17 protein-coding genes are annotated in these 18,134 nt (G+C 72.4%); 9 read left to right on the top strand and 8 right to left on the bottom strand.

From position 1 onward, the window contains the following. Nucleotides 1-9 precede the first annotated feature (9 nt). From ACWDXC_RS06180 to ACWDXC_RS06155, 6 genes are read left to right on the top strand one after another with little or no spacing between them, the layout of a single operon-like run. The gene (locus ACWDXC_RS06180; RefSeq protein WP_219506947.1) at nt 10-780 is read left to right on the top strand and encodes an ATP-binding cassette domain-containing protein; all 771 of its coding nucleotides are present in this window, start codon (nt 10-12) and stop codon (nt 778-780) included. Next, entirely contained in the window at nt 777-2,006 is a 1,230-nt protein-coding gene (locus ACWDXC_RS06175) for a sugar ABC transporter permease (protein WP_449978598.1), read from the top strand. Before ACWDXC_RS06180 ends, ACWDXC_RS06175 begins: the two co-directional genes overlap by 4 nt. Continuing rightward, nucleotides 2,006-3,475, top strand: a complete 1,470-nt coding sequence (locus ACWDXC_RS06170; protein WP_449978596.1) for an FGGY family carbohydrate kinase — start codon at nt 2,006-2,008, stop codon at nt 3,473-3,475. The genes ACWDXC_RS06175 and ACWDXC_RS06170 overlap by 1 nt, the downstream gene beginning before the upstream one ends. Beyond that, nucleotides 3,472-4,908, top strand: coding sequence for an FGGY-family carbohydrate kinase (locus ACWDXC_RS06165; protein ID WP_449978594.1), 1,437 nt, complete (start codon nt 3,472-3,474; stop codon nt 4,906-4,908). Before ACWDXC_RS06170 ends, ACWDXC_RS06165 begins: the two co-directional genes overlap by 4 nt. Then, a complete protein-coding gene (locus tag ACWDXC_RS06160) occupies nt 4,905-5,519 on the top strand; it encodes a histidine phosphatase family protein (protein WP_219506953.1) in 615 nt (204 codons plus the stop codon). Before ACWDXC_RS06165 ends, ACWDXC_RS06160 begins: the two co-directional genes overlap by 4 nt. Next, nucleotides 5,516-6,559 (top strand): 2-hydroxyacid dehydrogenase, encoded by a 1,044-nt coding sequence (locus tag ACWDXC_RS06155; protein ID WP_219506954.1) that lies wholly within the window; start codon nt 5,516-5,518, stop codon nt 6,557-6,559. Before ACWDXC_RS06160 ends, ACWDXC_RS06155 begins: the two co-directional genes overlap by 4 nt. On the opposite strand, the gene ACWDXC_RS06150 is transcribed toward ACWDXC_RS06155, so the two are convergent. The 3 genes from ACWDXC_RS06150 to ACWDXC_RS06140 form a co-directional block, all read right to left on the bottom strand. Then, nucleotides 6,522-7,361, bottom strand: coding sequence for a carbohydrate ABC transporter permease (locus tag ACWDXC_RS06150; RefSeq protein ID WP_364176201.1), 840 nt, complete (start codon nt 7,359-7,361; stop codon nt 6,522-6,524). The two genes, ACWDXC_RS06155 and ACWDXC_RS06150, sit on opposite strands and share 38 nt — an antisense overlap. After that, nucleotides 7,358-8,230 carry a carbohydrate ABC transporter permease gene (locus ACWDXC_RS06145; RefSeq protein ID WP_449979802.1) on the bottom strand — a complete coding sequence of 291 codons (873 nt, stop codon included), beginning with the start codon at nt 8,228-8,230 and terminating at the stop codon, nt 7,358-7,360. The genes ACWDXC_RS06150 and ACWDXC_RS06145 overlap by 4 nt, the downstream gene beginning before the upstream one ends. A 64-nt stretch (nt 8,231-8,294) precedes the next feature. Continuing rightward, nucleotides 8,295-9,593, bottom strand: a complete 1,299-nt coding sequence (locus tag ACWDXC_RS06140) for an ABC transporter substrate-binding protein (RefSeq protein ID WP_449978589.1) — start codon at nt 9,591-9,593, stop codon at nt 8,295-8,297. 157 nt (nt 9,594-9,750) lie between these two features. On the opposite strand from ACWDXC_RS06140, the gene ACWDXC_RS06135 reads away from it, so the two are divergent. Next, the gene (locus ACWDXC_RS06135) at nt 9,751-11,613 is read left to right on the top strand and encodes an ABC transporter ATP-binding protein (RefSeq protein ID WP_449978587.1); all 1,863 of its coding nucleotides are present in this window, start codon (nt 9,751-9,753) and stop codon (nt 11,611-11,613) included. Here the strand turns inward: ACWDXC_RS06135 and ACWDXC_RS06130 are convergent, their stop codons facing one another. The 3 genes from ACWDXC_RS06130 to ACWDXC_RS06120 form a co-directional block, all read right to left on the bottom strand. Continuing rightward, complete coding sequence (locus ACWDXC_RS06130; protein ID WP_449978585.1) at nt 11,614-12,336, bottom strand: CAP domain-containing protein; 723 nt, start codon at nt 12,334-12,336, stop codon at nt 11,614-11,616. A 77-nt stretch (nt 12,337-12,413) separates the two neighbouring features. Beyond that, nucleotides 12,414-13,838, bottom strand: coding sequence for a peptidoglycan D,D-transpeptidase FtsI family protein (locus tag ACWDXC_RS06125; protein WP_449978583.1), 1,425 nt, complete (start codon nt 13,836-13,838; stop codon nt 12,414-12,416). Between the two features lie 37 nt (nt 13,839-13,875). Then, nucleotides 13,876-14,235: a MerR family transcriptional regulator gene (locus tag ACWDXC_RS06120; RefSeq protein ID WP_219506967.1), complete on the bottom strand. Its 360-nt coding sequence runs from the start codon at nt 14,233-14,235 to the stop codon at nt 13,876-13,878. 81 nt (nt 14,236-14,316) lie between these two features. Here ACWDXC_RS06120 and ACWDXC_RS06115 point away from each other — a divergent pair, with 81 nt between their 5' ends. Continuing rightward, nucleotides 14,317-15,237 (top strand): aldo/keto reductase, encoded by a 921-nt coding sequence (locus tag ACWDXC_RS06115; RefSeq protein ID WP_449978580.1) that lies wholly within the window; start codon nt 14,317-14,319, stop codon nt 15,235-15,237. On the opposite strand, the gene ACWDXC_RS06110 is transcribed toward ACWDXC_RS06115, so the two are convergent. Further along, the gene (locus ACWDXC_RS06110; RefSeq protein WP_219506969.1) at nt 15,238-15,876 is read right to left on the bottom strand and encodes a TetR/AcrR family transcriptional regulator; all 639 of its coding nucleotides are present in this window, start codon (nt 15,874-15,876) and stop codon (nt 15,238-15,240) included. A 73-nt stretch (nt 15,877-15,949) separates the two neighbouring features. Between ACWDXC_RS06110 and ACWDXC_RS06105 the strand changes: the two genes are divergently transcribed. Further along, complete coding sequence (locus ACWDXC_RS06105) at nt 15,950-17,254, top strand: GH1 family beta-glucosidase (protein ID WP_449978577.1); 1,305 nt, start codon at nt 15,950-15,952, stop codon at nt 17,252-17,254. Here ACWDXC_RS06105 and ACWDXC_RS06100 read toward each other — a convergent pair. Then, nucleotides 17,251-18,132: a coiled-coil domain-containing protein gene (locus ACWDXC_RS06100; protein ID WP_449978574.1), complete on the bottom strand. Its 882-nt coding sequence runs from the start codon at nt 18,130-18,132 to the stop codon at nt 17,251-17,253. The two genes, ACWDXC_RS06105 and ACWDXC_RS06100, sit on opposite strands and share 4 nt — an antisense overlap. Between the last annotated feature and the right edge of the window lie 2 nt (nt 18,133-18,134).

The raw sequence follows: 18,134 nt of genomic DNA, 5'->3' as shown, positions 1-18,134 counted from the left end.
GGGAGTCTCGTGAGCGTCCTGTCCCTGCGCGGGATCAGCAAGACCTTCGGCGCGGTCGCCGCGCTCACCGACATCGCGCTCGACGTCGCCGCCGGCGAGGTCGTGGCGGTGGTCGGCGACAACGGGGCCGGCAAGTCCACGCTGGTCAAGATCCTTTCCGGGGTGCACCCGCCGGACTCGGGGACGATCACGTTCGCCGGGCGGCAGGTCGAGATCCCCACCCCGGCGGCGGCCCACAAGCTGGGCATCGCCACCGTCTTCCAGGATCTCGCCCTGTGCGAGAACCTCAACGTGATCCAGAACCTGTTCCTGGGCCAGGAGATCCGACCGCTGCGGCTGAACGACGTGGCGATGGAGACCCGCTCGTGGGAGCTGCTCCGGCAGCTCTCGGCGAAGATCCCCAGCGTGCGGGTGCCGGTCGCGGCGCTGTCCGGCGGGCAGCGGCAGACGGTGGCGATCGCCAGGTCGCTGCTCGGCGACCCGAAGATCATCATCCTGGACGAGCCGACGGCCGCGCTGGGCGTGGCCCAGACGGCCGAGGTGCTCAACCTGGTCGAGCGGCTGCGCGAGAACGGCCTCGGCGTCATCATGATCAGCCACAACATGGCGGACGTGAAGGCCGTGGCCGACACGGTGGCGGTGCTCCGGCTCGGCCGCAACAACGGCGTCTTCCCCGTGAAGGACGTCTCCGCCGAGGACATCATCGCCGCGATCACCGGCGCCACCGACAACGTCGTGGCCCAGCGGGCCGCGCGCGGGCAGGAAGGACAGCAGCCGTGACGACGACCACCGACCGCCAGGACGAGCGGTTGCAGAGCCGCGACGGCCTGCGCGGCGCGCTCACCGACGTGGTCGAGCGCGCCCGCGGCGGCGACCTGGGCATGATCCCCGTGGTCGTCGGCCTGATCGTCATCTGGACCGTGCTGCAGATCCTCAACCCGGTCTTCCTGTCCAGCGCCAACCTGGTCAACCTCACGCTGGAGTCGGCCGCCGTCGGCGTGATCGCGCTCGGCATCGTCTGCGTGCTGCTCGTCGGCCAGATCGACCTGTCGGTCGGCTCGGTCAGCGGGCTGTCGGGCGCGGTCCTGGCGGTGCTGTTCGTCGTCAAGGGGCTGCCGGTCTGGCTGGCGATCCTCGCCGCCGTCGTGCTCGGCGCGGTGGTCGGCTGGCTGTACGCGCAGCTCTTCAACCGGTTCGGGGTGCCGAGCTTCGTCATCACGCTGGCCGGTCTGCTGGGCTTCCTCGGGCTCCAGCTGTACGTGCTCGGCACCAACGGGTCGATCAACCTGCCGTTCGACTCGGGTCTGGTGAGCTTCGCCCAGTTCTCGTTCGTGCCCGACTGGCTGTCCTACACGCTCGCGGTGGTCGCCTCGGCCGCCCTGTTCGTCAGCGGCTACCTGCACTCCAGGGAGCGGCGCAAGGCCGGGCTGTCGGCCAGGAGCGTCACGGCGCTCGCCGTGAGGAGCGCGGCGCTGCTGGTCGCGCTCGGGTTCGTGGTCTGGTACCTGGGCCAGACGCGCGGCGTCGGCTGGATGTTCGTCTTCTTCGTGGCGCTCGTGCTGGTCATGCACTACCTGCTGTCGCGGACGAAGTGGGGCAGGTCGGTCTACGCGGTCGGCGGCAACGTGGAGGCCGCGCGCCGCGCCGGCATCAACGTCAAGACCGTGTTCACCACGGTGTTCGTGCTCTGCTCGACGTTCGCGGCCGTGGGCGGCATCATGGCCGCCGCCCGGCTGGCCGCGGTCAACCCGAGCAGCGGCGGCGGCGACGTCAACCTCAACGCGATCGCCGCGGCGGTCATCGGCGGCACCAGCCTGTTCGGCGGCCGGGGCTCGGCCTTCGGCGCGCTGCTCGGCGTCGTCGTCATCCAGTCGATCTCCAGCGGCCTGACGCTGCTGAACCTCGACTCGTCCATCAGGTTCATGGTCACCGGGGCCGTCCTGCTGCTGGCGGTGGTCGTCGACTCCGTCTCGCGCAGGTCGAGGACCTCGCACGGCAGGGCGTGATGGCCGCCATCTGCGTCGACGCCGGCACCACGGTGATCAAGGCGGTCGGCTACGACGAGGCCGGAGCCGAGGCGGTCGTGGTCCGGCACGACACCACGGTGTCCCGGCCCGCGCCCGGCCACGCCGAGCAGGACATGGACGCGGTCTGGGACGCGGTCGCCCGCGCGGTGCGCGAGGTGGCCGCCCAGCTGGCCGGTCCGGTCCGGTTCGTCGCCGTGACCGCGCAGGGTGACGGCTGCTGGCTGGTCGACTCCTCGGGGGTGCCGACCGGCCCGGCCGTCCTGTGGAACGACGGCCGCGCCGCCGCCGTGGTCGACGGCTGGAACCGCGCCGGCCTGGCCGAGGCCGCCTTCCGGGTCAACGGCTCGTCGGCCGCCTCCGGGCTGCCGCACGCGATCCTGACCTGGCTGAAGGAGCACGACCCGGACCGGCTGGCCCGCTCGGCCGCGATGCTGACGTGCGGCGGCTGGATCTTCTCCCGGATGACCGGGGTGCGGGCCGCCGACGAGTCCGACGGCTCGGCCCCGTTCATGGACCTGCGGACCCGCCGCTACTCCCCCGAGCTGCTGGAGCTGTTCGGGCTCGGCTGGGCCGAGCGGCTGCTGCCGGAGCTGCGTGACGACTCCCGCCGCACGGCCCCGCTCACCGCGGGCGCGGCGTCGGCGCTCGGCGTGCCCGCCGGGACCCCGGTCGTCATGGCCCCGTACGACATCGCCGCCACCGCGATCGGCGCCGGGGCGGTGAGCGCCGGGCAGGCGTGCGCCATCCTCGGCACCACCCTCTGTGTGGAGAGCGTCGTCGAGCGGCCCGCCCTCGACGGCGATCCGGTCGGCATCACGATCGCGCTGCCCGGCGGCTACCTGCGGGCCTTCCCCACGTTCGCCGGGACCGAGGTCGTCCAGTGGGCCTGCCGCCTGCTCGGCCTGGACCACCCGGCCGAGCTGAGCGAGCTGGCCGAGCGGAGCGAGCCGGGCGCGCGCGGGCTGGCGCTCCAGCCGTACTTCTCCCCCGCCGGTGAGCGGGCCCCGTTCTCCGACCCGCTGGCCAGGGGCGCGTTCCTGGGGCTGTCCGTCGAGCACGGCCGCGAGGACGTGGCGCGGGCCGTCCTGGAAGGGCTCACGCTGGTCGTCCAGGACTGCCTGGCCGCCTCCGGCCCGCCGCCGCGCGAGCTGCGGGTGTGCGGCGGCGGCTCGGGCAGCGCGCTGTGGCTGCGGCTCATCGCCGACGTGACCGGCCTGCCGGTGCTGCGCCCGGCCGACACCGAGGTCGGCGCGAGGGGCGCCTTCCTGGTCGGCCTCGCCGCCACGGGCGCCGACCTGAAGACGGCCGCCGACCGGCACGTACGCCTGCGCCCGGCCGTCGAGCCGCAGCCCGGCCCGTACGAGCACGCCTACCGCGACTTCCTCGCGCTGCGCGAGACCACCGCCGGAACGTGGCCGCTGCTGGCCGGGATGCGAGGCCGTCCATGAGCGTCCACCTGGGCATCGACCTCGGCACGCAGAGCGTGCGCGCGATGGCGGTCGACGGGACCGGGCGGGTGCTCGGCGCGGCGAGCCGCCCCCTGACCAGCCGCCGCGACGGCCCCCGCCACGAGCAGGACCCCGAGGAGTGGTGGCACGCGCTCGCCGGGGCCGCCCGCGAGGCCCTGGACGGCGTGACCGGGCCGGTGGCGGGCCTCGCCGTGGACGCCACGTCTGGAACGCTCCTGCTGACGGACGGCGCCGGCGCGCCTGTGACCCCGGCGCTCATGTACGACGACCGCCGCGCCGCCTCCTTCGCCGACCGGGTCAACGAGGCGGGCTCGGCCGTCTGGGAACGCCTCGGCTACCGGCGCATGCAGCCGAACTGGGCGCTGCCGAAGCTCCTGTGGCTGCTGGAGTCGCAGCCGGCGGGCGGCTTCCTGGCCCACCAGAGCGACTTCGTCAACCGCCGCCTCACCGGCGGCCCCGTCGCCACCGACCTGAGCAACGCGCTCAAGACGGGCGTCGACCTGATCGAGGAGCGCTGGCCGTACGAGGTGCTCGACGAGCTGGGGGTGCCCGCCGGGATGCTGCCCGAGGTGGTGCGGCCCGGCACCCGTATCGGCACGGTGTGCGCCGAGGCCGCCCGCGTCACGGGCATCCCCGAGGGCACGCCGGTGATCGCCGGGACCACCGACGGCTGCGCCGCCCAGCTCGGCGCCGGCGCCCTGACGCCGGGGAGCTGGAACTCGGTGCTGGGCACCACCCTGGTGCTCAAGGGCGTGACCCGTGACCTCATCCACGACCCGCTCGGCGTCGTCTACTCGCACCGCGCGCCCGACGGCTCCTGGCTGCCGGGCGGCGCGTCGAGCACCGGCGCCGGGGTGCTGGCCCGCGACCTGCCCGGCCGCGACCTCGACGCGCTCGGCGAGCAGGCCCAGGCCCGCTACGGCGGGCGGGGCGGCCCGCCGATCACGTATCCGCTGGTGTCGCGGGGCGAGCGGTTCCCGTTCGCGGCGGCCGGGGCCGAGGGCTTCACGCTGGGCGAGCCCGCCGACGACGTCGACCGTTACGCCGCGATCCTGCTCGGCGCGGCGTTCGTGGAGCGGCTCTGCTTCGACTACCTGGACCTGCTCGGCGCCCCCGTGGACGGCGAGATCATCCTGACCGGCGGCGCGACGCGGAGCGCGTACTGGAACCGGCTGCGCGCGGACGTGCTGGGCCGGCCCGTGACGCTGCGCGAGAACGCCGAGCCCGCCCTCGGCATGGCCGTGCTGGCGGCGGGCGCGCGGGCGGGCGGGATGGTCCGCACCCGCGCGGTGATCGAGCCGTCCGGGGCCGATCACCGTGAGCCGTACCTGCGGTTCGTCGCCGAGCTGGAGAACCGGGGCTGGCTGCCGTCGCAGGCCGCCGCCCACGCGCGTGAGAGGAGCGCCCGATGACGGACCTGGTGCTGGTGCGCCACGGCGAGACCGTGTGGCACGCCGAGAACCGCTACGCCGGCGTCAGCGACGTCGAGCTGACCCCGCGCGGCCACGAGCAGGCCGAGCGGCTGGCCCGCTGGGCGCGCACCGCCGGGCTGGACGCCGTGTGGGCCTCGAACCTGAGCCGCGCCCGCATCACCGCCGCCGGGAGCGCCGAGGCGGCGGCCGTGGAGCTGCGGGTGGACGAGCGCCTGCGCGAGCTCGACTTCGGCAAGGGCGAGGGGCTGACCGCCGAGGAGATGCGCGAGCGTTTCCCCGGGGCCCGCGCCGCCTTCGAGGCCGACCCGGGCGCGAACCCGCTGCCCGGCGGGGAGCGGCCCGGCGACGCCGCCGACCGGTTCACCGCCGCGCTCCGCGACATCGCCGCCGACCGGCCCGGCGGCCGGGTGCTGGTGGTCGCGCACACGACCGCGATCAGGATCGCGCTGTGCCGGCTGATCGGCGTGCCGCTCGGCGAGTACCGGCGGCTGTTCCCGCGCCTGGACAACTGCGCGCTCACCGAGCTGCGGCTGCGCGGCGAGCAGGTCGCGATCCTGAAGTACAACTCCCCGATTGGAGCTCTGCGTTGACCATCCGAGTCCTGGCCGCCGGTGACCATTTCGTCCGCAACGACCTGCTCATCGACGCGTTGCGCCGCGAGGTCCCCGGCGAGGTGCTGACCGGCGAGCTCACGCTGCCGTGGCCCGTGGTGCCCTTCGGCCGGGTGGGCGAGGTCGACGAGGCGTCGGACGTGGAGGACGAGCTGATCGAGGCGCTGCAGGGCGTCGAGGCGTGCGTCACCCAGATGGCGCCGCTCACCCGGCGCGTCCTCGACGCCTGCCCCGACCTGCGGCTGTTCGCGGTGAGCCGGGGCGGCCCGGTGAACGCGAACCTGGCTGCCGCCACCGAGGCGGGCGTGGCGGTGACGTTCGCGCCGGGCCGCAACGCCGTCGCCACCGCCGAGCACACGCTGGCCATGCTGCTGGCCGCCACCCGGCGCGTCCCGCAGACGCACGCCGACCTGGCCGGGGGCGTGTGGCGCGGCGACTACTACGTCTACGACAACGTCGGCCCGGAGCTGGAGGGCAGCACGGTCGGCCTGGTCGGCTACGGCGCGATCGGCCGCCGGGTGGCCCGGATGCTGGCGGGGTTCGGCGCCGAGGTGCTGGTCTTCGACCCGTACGTGGACGTGCCCGGCCGGGTGGAGCTGGACGAGCTGCTGTCGCGGTCGCGGTTCGTGTCGCTGCACGCCCGCGCCACCCCGGAGACGGCCGGCATGATCGGCGCCGCCGAGATCGCCCGCATGCCGGCCGGGTCGGTGCTGGTCAACTGCGCGCGCGGGGCGCTGCTCGACTACGACGCGCTGTGTGACGCGCTGGAGTCGGGTCACCTGTTCGGCGCGGCGATGGACGTCTTCCCCGAGGAGCCCATCCCCGCCGGGTCCCGGCTGCTGACCGCGCCGAACCTGGTGATGACGCCGCACCTGGCCGGGGCGAGCAAGGAGACGGCCGCGAAGGCCGCCTCCATCGTCGCCGCCGACGTGGCCCGCTACGTGCGCGGCGAGCCCCTGCTGCACTGCGCCAACCCGGCCGTCACCCTTTCAGCGCGCCAGCCATCAGGCCGCGCATGAAGAAGCGGCCCAGCAGCACGTAGATGAGCATGGTCGGGATCGAGGCCAGGATCGCCGCGGCCATCTGCTGGCTGTAGGGGGTGGCCTGGGCGCCGGCGATGTTGTTCAGCATCACCGTGGTCGGCCAGCTCGTCGGCCCGGTGAGGAACACGGCGAACAGGAAGTCGTTCCACAGCGAGGTGAACTGCCAGATGATCACCACGGCGATCGCCGGGCCGGACACCGGCAGCACCACCGACCAGTACGCGCGCAGCATCCCGGCCCCGTCGACCCGTGACGCCTCGATCAGCTCGTCCGGGATCGTCACGTAGTAGTTGCGGAAGATCAGCGTGCAGATCGGGATGCCGTACACCACGTGCGCGAGCACCAGGCCGGGGATGCCGCCGTAGAAGACGCCCTGGAGCCCGGTCAGCTCGTTCAGTCCGACCAGGAGCTGCACCAGCGGGATCATCACCCCCTGGTACGGGATGAACATGCCGAACAGGAACAGCGTGAACAGCACGTCCGCGCCGGGGAAGCGCCACTTGGACAGCACGTAGCCGTTCATGGAGCCGAGCGCGCACGACAGGATCGAGCCGGGCACCGCGAGCAGCACGCTGTTCCACAGCCCGGGGGCGAGCTTCTCCCACGCCACGCCCCACGCCTCGAACGTCCAGGTCTCCGGCAGGTTCCACGCCTGGCCGGGATCCGCCTCGGTCAGCGGCTTGAAGCTGGTGACCAGCAGCACGTAGATGGGGACCAGGAAGACCACCACGAACGCGATCAGCAGGACGAGCCGCACCCAGGAGCCCGCGTGCCTCATGAGCGCCTCTCCTTGCGGACGGACCAGATCAGGTACGGGATCACGAACACGGCGACGCTGAGCACGATGTACGAGGCGATGGTGGCGCCCTTGGCCGGGTCGTGGGAGTCGAACACCGCCACCCACATGAACACGGCGGGCACGTCCGTGACGATCTGCTTGCCGGAGACCGCGACGATCAGGTCGAACACCTTGAGCGAGATGTGGCCGAGGATGATCAGCGCGGACAGCGTCACCGGGCGCAGCAGGGGCAGCACGACGTGCCGGTAGACGCCCCACTCGGTGGCGCCGTCGACCCGCGCGGCCTCCCGCAGCTCCTCGGGGACGCCGCGGAACCCGGCGAGAAACAGTGCCATGACATATCCGGACATCTGCCAGACGGCCGGCAGCGCCATCGCCGCCATGCCCCACTCCTGGTTCCGGAACCACTCCCACTGCGGCAACCCCACCGCGTCGAACAGCCGGTTCAGCCCGACCGCCCGCTCGTCCATGCCCGAGTTCATCAGCCACCGCCACACGATGCCGGTGGCGACGAACGACACGGCCATCGGGAACAGGTAGATCGCCCGGAACGTCCCCTCGCCCCAGATGCCCTTCTCCATCAGGAACGCCAGGAACCAGCCCAGCACCAGCGCCCCGGCCACGAACACGACCGTGAACACGATCGCGTGGTTCACCGACAGATGCCACCTGGCCTGATCCCAGATGTCGATGAAGTTCCGCAGCCCGACGAAGCTGCCCTCGGACACCTCGTCGTGCTGGTCCGTCATGGCCAGCCGGAAGTTCCAGCCCAGCAGGCCGTACACGAACACGCCGATCGCCACGATCGACGGCGTGACCAGGAGCAGCCCCGGGAGCCAGGCGCGCACCCGTCTCAACGATTGCCTCCCTCTCCGAAGGGGGTACGGCGGGCGGGCCCGCCGTACCCGCCGATCACTGGGCGTTCGCCGTCGCGGCGGCGGCCAGGCCCTTCTGCAGCTCGGCCACGTCCTGGGTGCCGATGAACAGCCCGACCGCCTCGTTGATGGCGGCCAGCCACGGCTGGTTCACCGCGACGCCGTGCTGGATGGAGCCGGCCAGCTTGTTGCCCGACCAGTCCTTCAGCGCGTCGGCCAGGTAGTCGGTGTAGAGCGACTGGTCGGCGTCCTTGCGGGCGGGGATGGAGCCCTTCTTCGGGTTGAAGGCGTCCTGCCCCTCCTTGCTGGCCGCGACCTTCAGCCAGGCGACGGCCCCGTCACGGTTCTTGGCGCCCTTGGGCAGGGTGAAGCTGTCCGACAGCCACAGGTAGGTGCCCTCGGTGCCGGGCGCGGGCGCCCAGTCGAAGTCCGTCTTCGACGTCTTGCCGAGGCCGCCGTCCGGCGGGTTGTGGAAGTAGCCGTACGCCCAGTCGCCCATGATGTTGAACGCGGCCTCGCCGTCGGCCACCTGCTTGGCCGCGGGCTGCCAGTCGTCCTGGGGGCTGCCCGCGTACGACATGATCGTCTTGAAGTTCTCCAGCGCCTTGGCCACCTGGGGGCTGTTCCAGTCGGCGCCCGGCTTGAACAGCGCGTTGTAGGCGTCGGTGCCGAGCGAGCCGAGCAGCACGCTCTCCAGCAGGTGGGTGACCGTCCACTCCGAGCCGATCGACAGCGGGATCTTGCCCGTGGCCTTGACCTTCTCCAGGGCGGCGACGAACTCCTCGATCGTCTTGGGCGCGCCCGCGACGCCCGCCTCCTTCAGCACCGACGGGTTGAACCACAGCACGTTGGACCGGTGGATGTTCACCGGCACCGAGTAGATCTTGCCGTCGACGCTGATCTGCTCGACGAGCTGCGCCGGGAAGGCGTCGGCGAGCTTGAGCTCGTCGTAGAGGAAGTTGAGCTCCTCCAGGTCACCGGCCTTGATGTAGCCCTGCAGCTCGGCGCCCGCGTGCCCCTGGAACGTGTCGGGCGGCGTGTCGGCCTGCAGCTTCGAGGCGAGCAGCGCCTTGGCCTTGTCGCCGGAGCCGCCCGCGACCGCGGCGTCGAAGAACGTCAGGTTCGGATTCTGCTGCTCGAAGATCTCGCGCATCGCCTTCAGGCCGTCGGCCTCACCCGGCCCGGTCCACCAGGAGAACACCTCGACCTGCTGCTTGCCGCCACCGCTGCCGCCGCTCGCGGCCGGCTCGGCCGGGGAGCCGCCACCGCCGCACGCCGACAGCCCGAGCAGGCCCGCCAAAGTGATCGCGACGGTCGCCGTCCACCGTCGTCTCATCGCACACCATCCCTTCGAGAAAACCCCCGAGCTGGTGACTTGACAACGTTGTCAGTAGGGCCATCAACGCACTTTGCCCACTTCTGCGTCAAGGAGTGCACGGATAACAGGTCCGCATACCACGAGAACTGTCAGTGCCCGCGGGCACACTCCAGGTATGGCCGACGAGCCCCTCGAACTGGGCGAGATCTCCCTCTCCGACTGGCACGCTCACAACGACACGATGGCCGACGTGGGGTTCCTCGTCATCGCGAGGCGGCTTCCCTCACTCGTCCGCCAGGCCATGAGCATGGCCTGGCGCGCCAGCCCCCGCGACACCGTCGCCACGGTCGGGCTCAGCCTGCTCGGCGGCGTCTTCACCGCCTTCGGCCTGCTGGCCACCACCGGGGTGCTCAACGCGCTGTTCAGCGAGGGGCCCACCCCCGACCGGGTGATCGCCGCGCTGCCCAGCCTGGCCCTGGTCGCCGCGATGGCGACGCTGCGCACCTCCGTCCAGGCCGGCGCGGGCTGGGCGCAGTCACGCCTCGACCCGCAGGTGACCCGGCTGACCGAGGAGCGGCTCTACGGCCTGACCAGCCGCGTCGAGCTCGTCGCCTACGACGACCCCGACTTCCACGACGCGCTCCAGCGGGCCCGCAGCCGGGGCGTCCAGATGGCCGACATGGTGGTGACCTCCGCCATCAACGTGGTCACGGCCGCCGTCGGCATCGCCGCCGTCGCGGGCGTGCTCGGCGTGCTCCACCCGGTGCTGCTGCCCCTGCTCCTGCTCGCCGTGCTGCCCGACGCCTGGGCCGCCGTGCGCAGCGCCCGGATGCGCTACACGGCGATGTTCTCGCTCATCCCCGCCATCCGCCGCAAGTGGATCATCGCCGAGCTGCTGGCCGACCGCGACCCCGCCGCCGAGGTCCGCTCGTTCACCATGCGCGGCTTCCTGCTGCGCATGTACGACGCCGTCGCCAAGGCCGAGCAGGACGTGCTGCTCGGCCTGGCCAGGCGGCAGACCGTCGCCAGGCTCGTCGGCGAGGCGCTGGGCGGCCTCGGCAGCGCCCTCGTCTACGTGGCGCTCGGCGTGCTGCTCGCGATCGCCGCGATCCCGCTCGCCGTCGCCGGCACCGCCGTGCTGGCCATCAGGTCCGGCCAGAGCTCGCTGGCCAACCTGATGTACGCCACCAACCGGCTCTACGAGGAGGGCCTCTACTTCACCGACTTCCTGGAGTTCTGCGACTCGGCCGAGCGCTGGCTGCCCGGCGCCGCCCGCACGACGGCCCCCGAGCGCTTCGAGCGCATCAGCGCCGTGGACGTCACGTTCACCTACCCGGGCTCCGACGAGCCCGCTCTGCGCGGCGTGTCGGTCGAGGTCAAGCGCGGCGAGGTGATCGCCTTCGTCGGCGAGAACGGCTCCGGCAAGACCACCCTCGCCAAGATCCTGTCCGGCCTGTACGAGCCCGACACGGGCAGCGTGCTGTGGGACGACGTCGACCTGAGCACGGTCAGCCCGGAGGACCTGCGGCTGCGCACCGCGGTGATCGCCCAGGACCACACCCGCTGGCCGCTCGCCGCCCGCTACAACATCACGATGGGCACCGACAAGGGCCAGGACGCCCTCGACGCGGCGGCGGCGGTCGCCGGGGCCGACGAGGTCGTCGCCGGCCTCCCCCACGGCTACCGCACCCTGCTCGACCGGCGCTTCAAGGACGGCCACGAGCTGTCCGGCGGCCAGTGGCAGCGCATCGCCGTGGCACGCGGATTTCATCGCGACGCCTGCCTGCTGATCTGCGACGAGCCGACGGCGGCCCTCGACGCCCGCGCCGAGCACGCCCTGTTCGAGCGCATCCGGGGCCACTCCGACGGCCGCACGGTCCTGCTCATCACCCACCGCCTGGCCAGCGTCCGCTACGCCGACCGCATCTACGTGCTCGACCACGGCCGCGTCACCGAGGAGGGCGACCACGCCACGCTGATGGCGCTCAACGGGCTCTACGCCGAGCTCTACACCCTCCAGGCGTCCGCCTACCAGTGATCAGTGGCTGGCGAACGCCTGCGTCCAGTGGCCGCCGGCGAAGCCGACGCCGATGTGGGTGTAGGCGCAGGTGAGGATGTTGGCCTTGTGGCCGGGGCTGTCCATCCACCCGGACATGACCTCGGCCGCCGTGCGCTGACCGGCCGCGATGTTCTCGCCCCAGGAGCCGATCGGCGCGAAGCCGGCGTCGCGGATGCGGTCCTCGGGCCCGTCGCCGTCGGGGGCCTCGTGGTCGAAGAAGCCGCGGGCGGCCATGTCCTTGGAGTGGGCCAGCGCCGCCGCCCGGAGTTCGGGGTCGTGCTTGAGCGGCTTGCATCCGGCCTTGGCCCGGGCCGCGTTGGTGAGCTTGACCACCCCGTTCTCGGCGGCCGTGCCCACGGCGCCCCCGGTGCCCACGGTGGCGCGCTGCTCGGCGCGGGCCGGGGTCCGGGTCCGGGTGGGGGTCGGCTTGGGCTTGGGGCTGCTGGTCGTGCGGGCGGGCTTCGGGGTCGGCTTCGGGGTGACCGGCTTGCTCTTCGTGGGAGTGGGAGTCGGGGTGGGGGTGGGCGTCGGGGTCGGGGTGGGGGCCGGCGCAGGGGAGGTGGTGGTCGCCGCGGCGACGATCTCGGTCGCGGGGCGGCGGTCGGGCGCGGGGGCTCGGGTGGCGAGGATGACGGCCAGCCCGGCGACGGTGCCCACGATGACGGCGAGGGTGGCGAACAGGAGCTTGCGGGCTGTGGTCATTGATCACACAATGGGGGTTTTGGTCCAATAACTAGCACAATGTCGGAGTTTATCCAGATTTACGGTGACGGCAATGGCTAGGACAGCACCGCCTGCATGATCGTGCGGGCGATGGGCGCCGCCGGGCCGGGACGTTCCAGCACCACCCCCACCGCCACCTCCGGCGCCCCCGCCGGGGCGAACGCCGTGAACAGCGCCGGACCGCCCGGCCCCGCCGACTTGGCCGCCACCGAGATCCCCGGGATGGCCGCCGCCGTGCCCGGCCCGCCCGGCCTGGTGATCGTGGTCATCATGGCCGTGAGCTGCCCGGCCAGCTCGGGGGCCAGCGTCGTGCGGTACGGCGCCGGCGCGGCCCGCCGGATGACCGAGCCGTCCCGCAGCCGCACCTCCTCCACCAGGTACGGGCGCATCAGCGTGCCGTCGTTGGCCACGGCCGCCGACAGCATGGCGACCATGAGCGGCGTGACGCGCCCGCCCGGCCCGCCGATGGCCGCCAGGGCGGTGTGGGACCGGTCCGCGGCGCCGTCGAACGAGCTGGGCGTCACGGGCAGCGGGATCGTCAGCTCCGGGGCGTTGAAGCCGAACGCGTCCGCCTGGTCCCGCAGCGTGTCCTGGCCGAGTTGCAGGCCGATCCCGGCGAAGGCCGTGTCGCAGGAGCCCTGGAAGGCGCGGGCCAGCGTCGGCCGGGCGTCGCGGCCGCACGGCCTGCCGTCGACGTTGTGCACGTACCGGGTCGTTCCGGGCAGGCGCAGCCTGGCGGGGCCGGGCAGCTCGGTGGCGGGCCCGTACTCGCCGGTGGCCAGCGCGGCGGCGGTCGTGACCAGCTTGAACGCCGAGCCGGCCGGATAGGTCTCGGCGGTCGCCCGGTTCAGCAGCGGGCTGCCGGGCGCGCGGCTCAGCCGCCGCTCGACGCGCGCCAGCGCGGCGGCGTCGAACGTGGCGAAGGCGTTCGGGTCGTAGGACGGGTAGCTGGCCAGGGCGAGGACGGCGCCGGTCGCCGGGTTGATCGCGACGGCGGCGCCGGGCGTGCCGGCGGCCCGCAGGCTCTGGTAGGCGGCCCACTGGGCCCGGTCGCTGATCGTCAGGCGGACGTCGGCGGCCTGCTCGGTGCCGATCCTGACCAGCGACTGCATCTTGACCTTGGCGTCGGTGCCCGACAGCGCCGCCTCCAGCGCCCGCTCGACGCCGGTCGCCGGCCCCGCCGTGAGGTGCCCGGTCACGGGCGCGAACATCTCCCCGTGCGGGTAGAAGCGGCGATAGCGGTACGGCCCGCCGTCCGTCTCCCGGCTGGTGGCCACCACGGTGCCGTCGAAGCTGAGGATCGCGCCGCGCGGCTCGTCGAACCGGGCGATGCGGGCCCGCTCGTTGCGCGGGTCGGCGTTGAGCGACCTGGACGAGAACGCCTGGACGAAGGTCAGGTGCGCCAGCAACGCGAACAGCATCCCCGCGCAGATCCGTGCCACGCGGCGCAGCGTGCCGTTGATCCTTCTCGCCCTGGTCATGGATTCCGGTTTTAGCAACCGGAGATCCAAGCCCCGGCTAGAGGACGCTGCGGTAGTAGGAAATCTTGTCGCTGACGTAGCGCTTGCGCTCGATCAGGTTGCCGATCTGCGCCTCGACGCGGCGATCGTGCTCTTCGAGAAGCGCGATGCGGTCGGCGATCGTGTGGTCGCCGGCGCGGACCAGCTCGGCGAAGCGCAGCATCTCGGCGATCGGCATGCCGGTGTCGCGCAGGCAGCGGATGGTGCCGAGCCAGCCGACGTCCTCCTGGCTGAACCTGCGCTGCCCGGCCGCGTTGCGCTCGACCGGTTCGAGCAGCCCGATCTTCTCGTAGTAGCGCAGAGTGTCGAGGGAGAAACCGGTCTCCTCGACCACTTCGGCGGGGGTGTAGACGCTCACGGGAGCCAAGCATTGCACCTGGAGTGGGCTCCAGGTCAACCATTTGACATGGAGTCCACTCCAGGTCGCACAGTTCGGTCCATGAACATCGCACTCGGCACGATTCCGTTCGGCACCAGCGTCAGCCGTGAGGACACCTTCGCCATCCTGGACCGCTTCGTCGAGGCGGGCGGCAGCATGCTCGACACGGCCAACAACTACCCGTTCTGGGTCGAGGGCCGCACCGGGGACGAGAGCGAGCAGACCATCGGGGCCTGGCTCGCCGCCCGGGGCAACCGCGACCAGGTGTTCCTGAGCACGAAGGTCGGCGCCCGGCCGACGGTGCCCGGTGACGTCACGCTGGACTCGGCGGAGGGCCTGTCGGCGCCGGCCGTACGGGCGGGCGTCGAGGGCAGCCTGCGCCGCCTCGGCACCGACCACGTGGACCTCTACTGGGCGCACATCGAGGACCGGTCGGTGCCGCTGGAGGAGACCCTGGGCGCGTTCGACGAGCTGCACCGCCAGGGCAAGATCGGCAAGGTGGGCGCGAGCAACCTGCCGGCCTGGCGGCTGGAGCGGGCCAGGAACGTCTCGGCCGCGCACGGCTGGCTCCCCTACACGCACCTGCAACTGCGCCACACCTACCTGCGCCCGCGCCCGTACACGCGCCCGGCCGAGACCGGCCACCGCGTGACGGGCGACGAGCACCTGGAGTACGCGCGGGAGGCCGGGGTGACGCTGTGGGCGTACAACACGCTGATGTTCGGCGCCTACACCCGCGCGGACCGGCCGATCCCGGAGATCTACGACCACCCGGGCACCACGCGGCGGCTGGCCGTGCTGCGCGAGGTGGCGGGCGAGCTCGGCGCGACGCCGAACCAGGTCGTGCTGGCCTGGCTGATGGCCGGCGGGCACGTGCCGATCGTGGGCGTGAGCACGATGGCGCAGCTGGAGGAGGCGATCGGCGCGGCCGACGTCAAGCTCGACGACGAGCTGCGCCGCCGCCTGGACGAGGCCGTCTGATCACGGCAGATGGTCGGCCAGGTAGCGGCGGACGAGCTGCTTGCACTCGGCGATCAGGTCGGGGTCGCCGTCGGGGTGCGCCCGGAAGGCCAGCTTGAGGACCGCGTCGCAGGCCTCGACCGCGACCAGCAGCGCCCGGTCGAGGCCCGGCCCCCGGGGGGCGCCGAGCAGGTCGACGGTGAGGGCGCGCAGGCGGTCGGCGACGATCGCGTTGTTCTCCAGCGCGGCGTCGAGCGTGTGGTTGGCGCCGTCGGAGGCGTGGCCGCCGGGCGCGGCCAGCGCCTCGCCGAAGTCGACCACGCCGAACCCGGGCGTCGTGCGTTTCATCGCCACGAACTCGTCGATGGCCAGCTCGACCAGGTCGGTCCAGTGGCCGAGCTCGGCCTCGGCGATCCGCTCGGTCACCCGGCCCAGGAACGCCTCCAGGTTGCGCAGGGCCAGCGCCCGCACGAGCCCCTGCTTGTCGGGGAAGAACTGGTAGAACGTGCCGATCGGCACCTCGGCGCGGCGGGCGACCTCCTTGGTGGTGACGGCGTCGTAGCCGACCTCGTCGAGCAGGAGCGCACACTCGTCGAGCATCCGCTCCACCCGCTCCGCGCTGCGACGCTGGGCGGGGCGGCGGCGCAAGGTACTCGTCATGCCCTCATCTTGGCCCATTACCAACAAGTAGAGGTTAACATGAGCCCGACTCGCGAAACTTGAGGAGCACGGCATGTTCCTGTGGGGCACGGCGACGGCGGCGTACCAGATCGAAGGCGCGGCGGACGAGGACGGCCGGGGCCCGTCCATCTGGGACACCTTCTCCCACGAGCCCGGCCGCACCCGCGACGGGCACACCGGCGACGTGGCCTGCGACCACTACCACCGCTGGCCCGAGGACGTCGCGCTGATGTCGGAGCTCGGGGTCGGCGCCTACCGCTTCTCCATCGCCTGGCCGCGCGTCCAGCCCTCCGGCGCCGGCCCGGCCAACCCCAAGGGTCTCGACTTCTACGAACGCCTGGTCGACGCCCTGCTCGCGGCCGGGATCACGCCGGTGCCGACGCTGTTCCACTGGGACCTGCCGCAGGCCGCCCAGGACCGCGGCGGCTGGCTGAACCGCGACACCGCGCACCGCTTCGCCGACTACGCCGCCCTCGTCGCCGGCCGGCTGGCCGACCGCGTGCCGATGTGGATCACGCTCAACGAGCCGTTCGTGCACATGGCGTACGGCCACGCCCTCGGCCTCCACGCGCCCGGCCAGGCCCTGCTCCTCGACGCGATGCCCGTGGCCCACCACCAGCTCCTCGCCCACGGCCTGGCCACGGCGGCGCTGCGCGCGGCGGGCGCCGGGCAGGTCCTGCTCACCAACAACTGCACGCCCGTGTGGGCCGCCTCCGACGCGGCCGAGGACGTGGCCGCCGCCGAGGCGTACGACATCCTGCACAACCGCCTGTTCAACGACCCCGTCCTCACGGGCGCCTACCCCGACCTGTCCGCGTACGGGGCGAAGGAGCTCGGCTTCGTCCGCGACGGGGACCTCGCCGTGATCGCCGCGCCGCTCGACGGGCTCGGCGTCAACTACTACAACCCCACCCGCATCGCCGCCCCCGCCGGGCCCGGCCTGCCCTTCACCGACGCCGGCGTCACCGGCCACCCCACCACCGCCTTCGGCTGGCCCGTCGTCCCCGACGGCCTGCGCGAGCTCCTCACCGGCCTGCTCGCCCGCTACGGCGACGCCCTGCCGCCCGTCTACGTCACCGAGAACGGCTGCTCCCAGCCCGACGTCCCCGGCCCCGACGGCACCGTGGACGACCAGGACCGCATCGCCTACCTCGACCGGCACATCGCCGCCGTCCACGCGGCCCGGCGCGAGGGCGTCGACGTGCGCGGCTACTTCGTCTGGTCACTGCTGGACAACTTCGAGTGGGCCGAGGGCTACCACCAGCGCTTCGGCCTGGTCCACGTCGACTTCGCCACCGGCCGCCGCACCCCCAAGGCCTCCTACCACTGGCTCAGGGCCCACCTGGCGACGCTCTAGAAGACCGAGACGTGGACGTGGTCGTAGTGGTTGGCGGTGACGCCGCCACGGTCGGACATCATGTCCCACCCACCGCCTGAGCGGATGTCGTAGTAGCGCTGCTTCCAGATGATGTACATGACGCCGAGCCGCGAACCGTTCTTGATCAGGTAGTTGGCCAGCGCGTCACCCCGATCGGACTCCAGCCCGGAGGCCATTCCGCGCGAGATCATGAAGTCGCAGGCCCGCCCCTTGCCGTGCTCGCCCGGGTCACCGGGGCGCAGGCAGCCGACGCCGTACGGCATGGGGAAGTTCTGCATCACGTCGGCCCGTACGGAGATCATGCGGGGAGTCAGGCCCTCACCGCCGCCGGGCTGCTGGAAGCCGTACTTGGCGAGGAGGCGGTCGAGCTCGGCGCGCCGGCTCTTGATCGCCTTGATCTCCTTCTGCATCTTCTTGATCTTGTCGTTGGCCGCGAGCTTCGCCTTCTGGGAGTCGGCGATGAGCTTCTGCACGTGGGCGACCTGGCCGGCGCGGACCTGGGCCATGAAGTTCATGTTGGCGGCGTGGCCGAGCGTCTTGTACGGGTCGACCTGGGTGGCGAAGAGCTGGGTGCCGTCGATGGGGCCGAGCATGTAGCTCGTCTGGGCGATGGCGGCGAGCTTGCCCTGGGCGTCGGCGAGCCGCTTCTGCAGGTGGCCGGAGGTGTCGAGGGCCTTCTTGGCCTGGACCTTGATCTCTTCGAGGCTCTGGATGGAGCCGCGGTAGCGGTTGTTGAGCGCGGCGGCTTCCTTGGTCAGCTTGCGCAGCTGGGCGGGGGTCGGATCGGCGGAAACCGGCTGCGGGGTGAGCAGGGCGGCAAGGACCACGGCGAACACGGCGAAGCGCCCGGTCTTCACGC

The sequence above is a fragment of the Nonomuraea sp. NPDC003214 genome (assembly GCF_053590035.1).
This window is presented reverse-complemented; position numbering and strand designations above follow the sequence as displayed.

Excerpts from the sequence above, each read along its gene's own strand:
- ACWDXC_RS06130 (WP_449978585.1), bottom strand. The coding sequence starts at position 12,336 with ATGACCACAGCCCGCAAGCTCCTGTTCGCCACCCTCGCCGTCATCGTG.
- ACWDXC_RS06115 (WP_449978580.1), top strand. The coding sequence starts at position 14,317 with ATGAACATCGCACTCGGCACGATTCCGTTCGGCACCAGCGTCAGCCGT.
- ACWDXC_RS06135 (WP_449978587.1), top strand. The coding sequence starts at position 9,751 with ATGGCCGACGAGCCCCTCGAACTGGGCGAGATCTCCCTCTCCGACTGG.
- ACWDXC_RS06105 (WP_449978577.1), top strand. The coding sequence starts at position 15,950 with ATGTTCCTGTGGGGCACGGCGACGGCGGCGTACCAGATCGAAGGCGCG.
- ACWDXC_RS06160 (WP_219506953.1), top strand. The coding sequence starts at position 4,905 with ATGACGGACCTGGTGCTGGTGCGCCACGGCGAGACCGTGTGGCACGCC.
- ACWDXC_RS06170 (WP_449978596.1), top strand. The coding sequence starts at position 2,006 with ATGGCCGCCATCTGCGTCGACGCCGGCACCACGGTGATCAAGGCGGTC.
- ACWDXC_RS06125 (WP_449978583.1), bottom strand. The coding sequence starts at position 13,838 with ATGACCAGGGCGAGAAGGATCAACGGCACGCTGCGCCGCGTGGCACGG.
- ACWDXC_RS06140 (WP_449978589.1), bottom strand. The coding sequence starts at position 9,593 with ATGAGACGACGGTGGACGGCGACCGTCGCGATCACTTTGGCGGGCCTG.
- ACWDXC_RS06150 (WP_364176201.1), bottom strand. The coding sequence starts at position 7,361 with ATGAGGCACGCGGGCTCCTGGGTGCGGCTCGTCCTGCTGATCGCGTTC.
- ACWDXC_RS06110 (WP_219506969.1), bottom strand. The coding sequence starts at position 15,876 with ATGACGAGTACCTTGCGCCGCCGCCCCGCCCAGCGTCGCAGCGCGGAG.
- ACWDXC_RS06165 (WP_449978594.1), top strand. The coding sequence starts at position 3,472 with ATGAGCGTCCACCTGGGCATCGACCTCGGCACGCAGAGCGTGCGCGCG.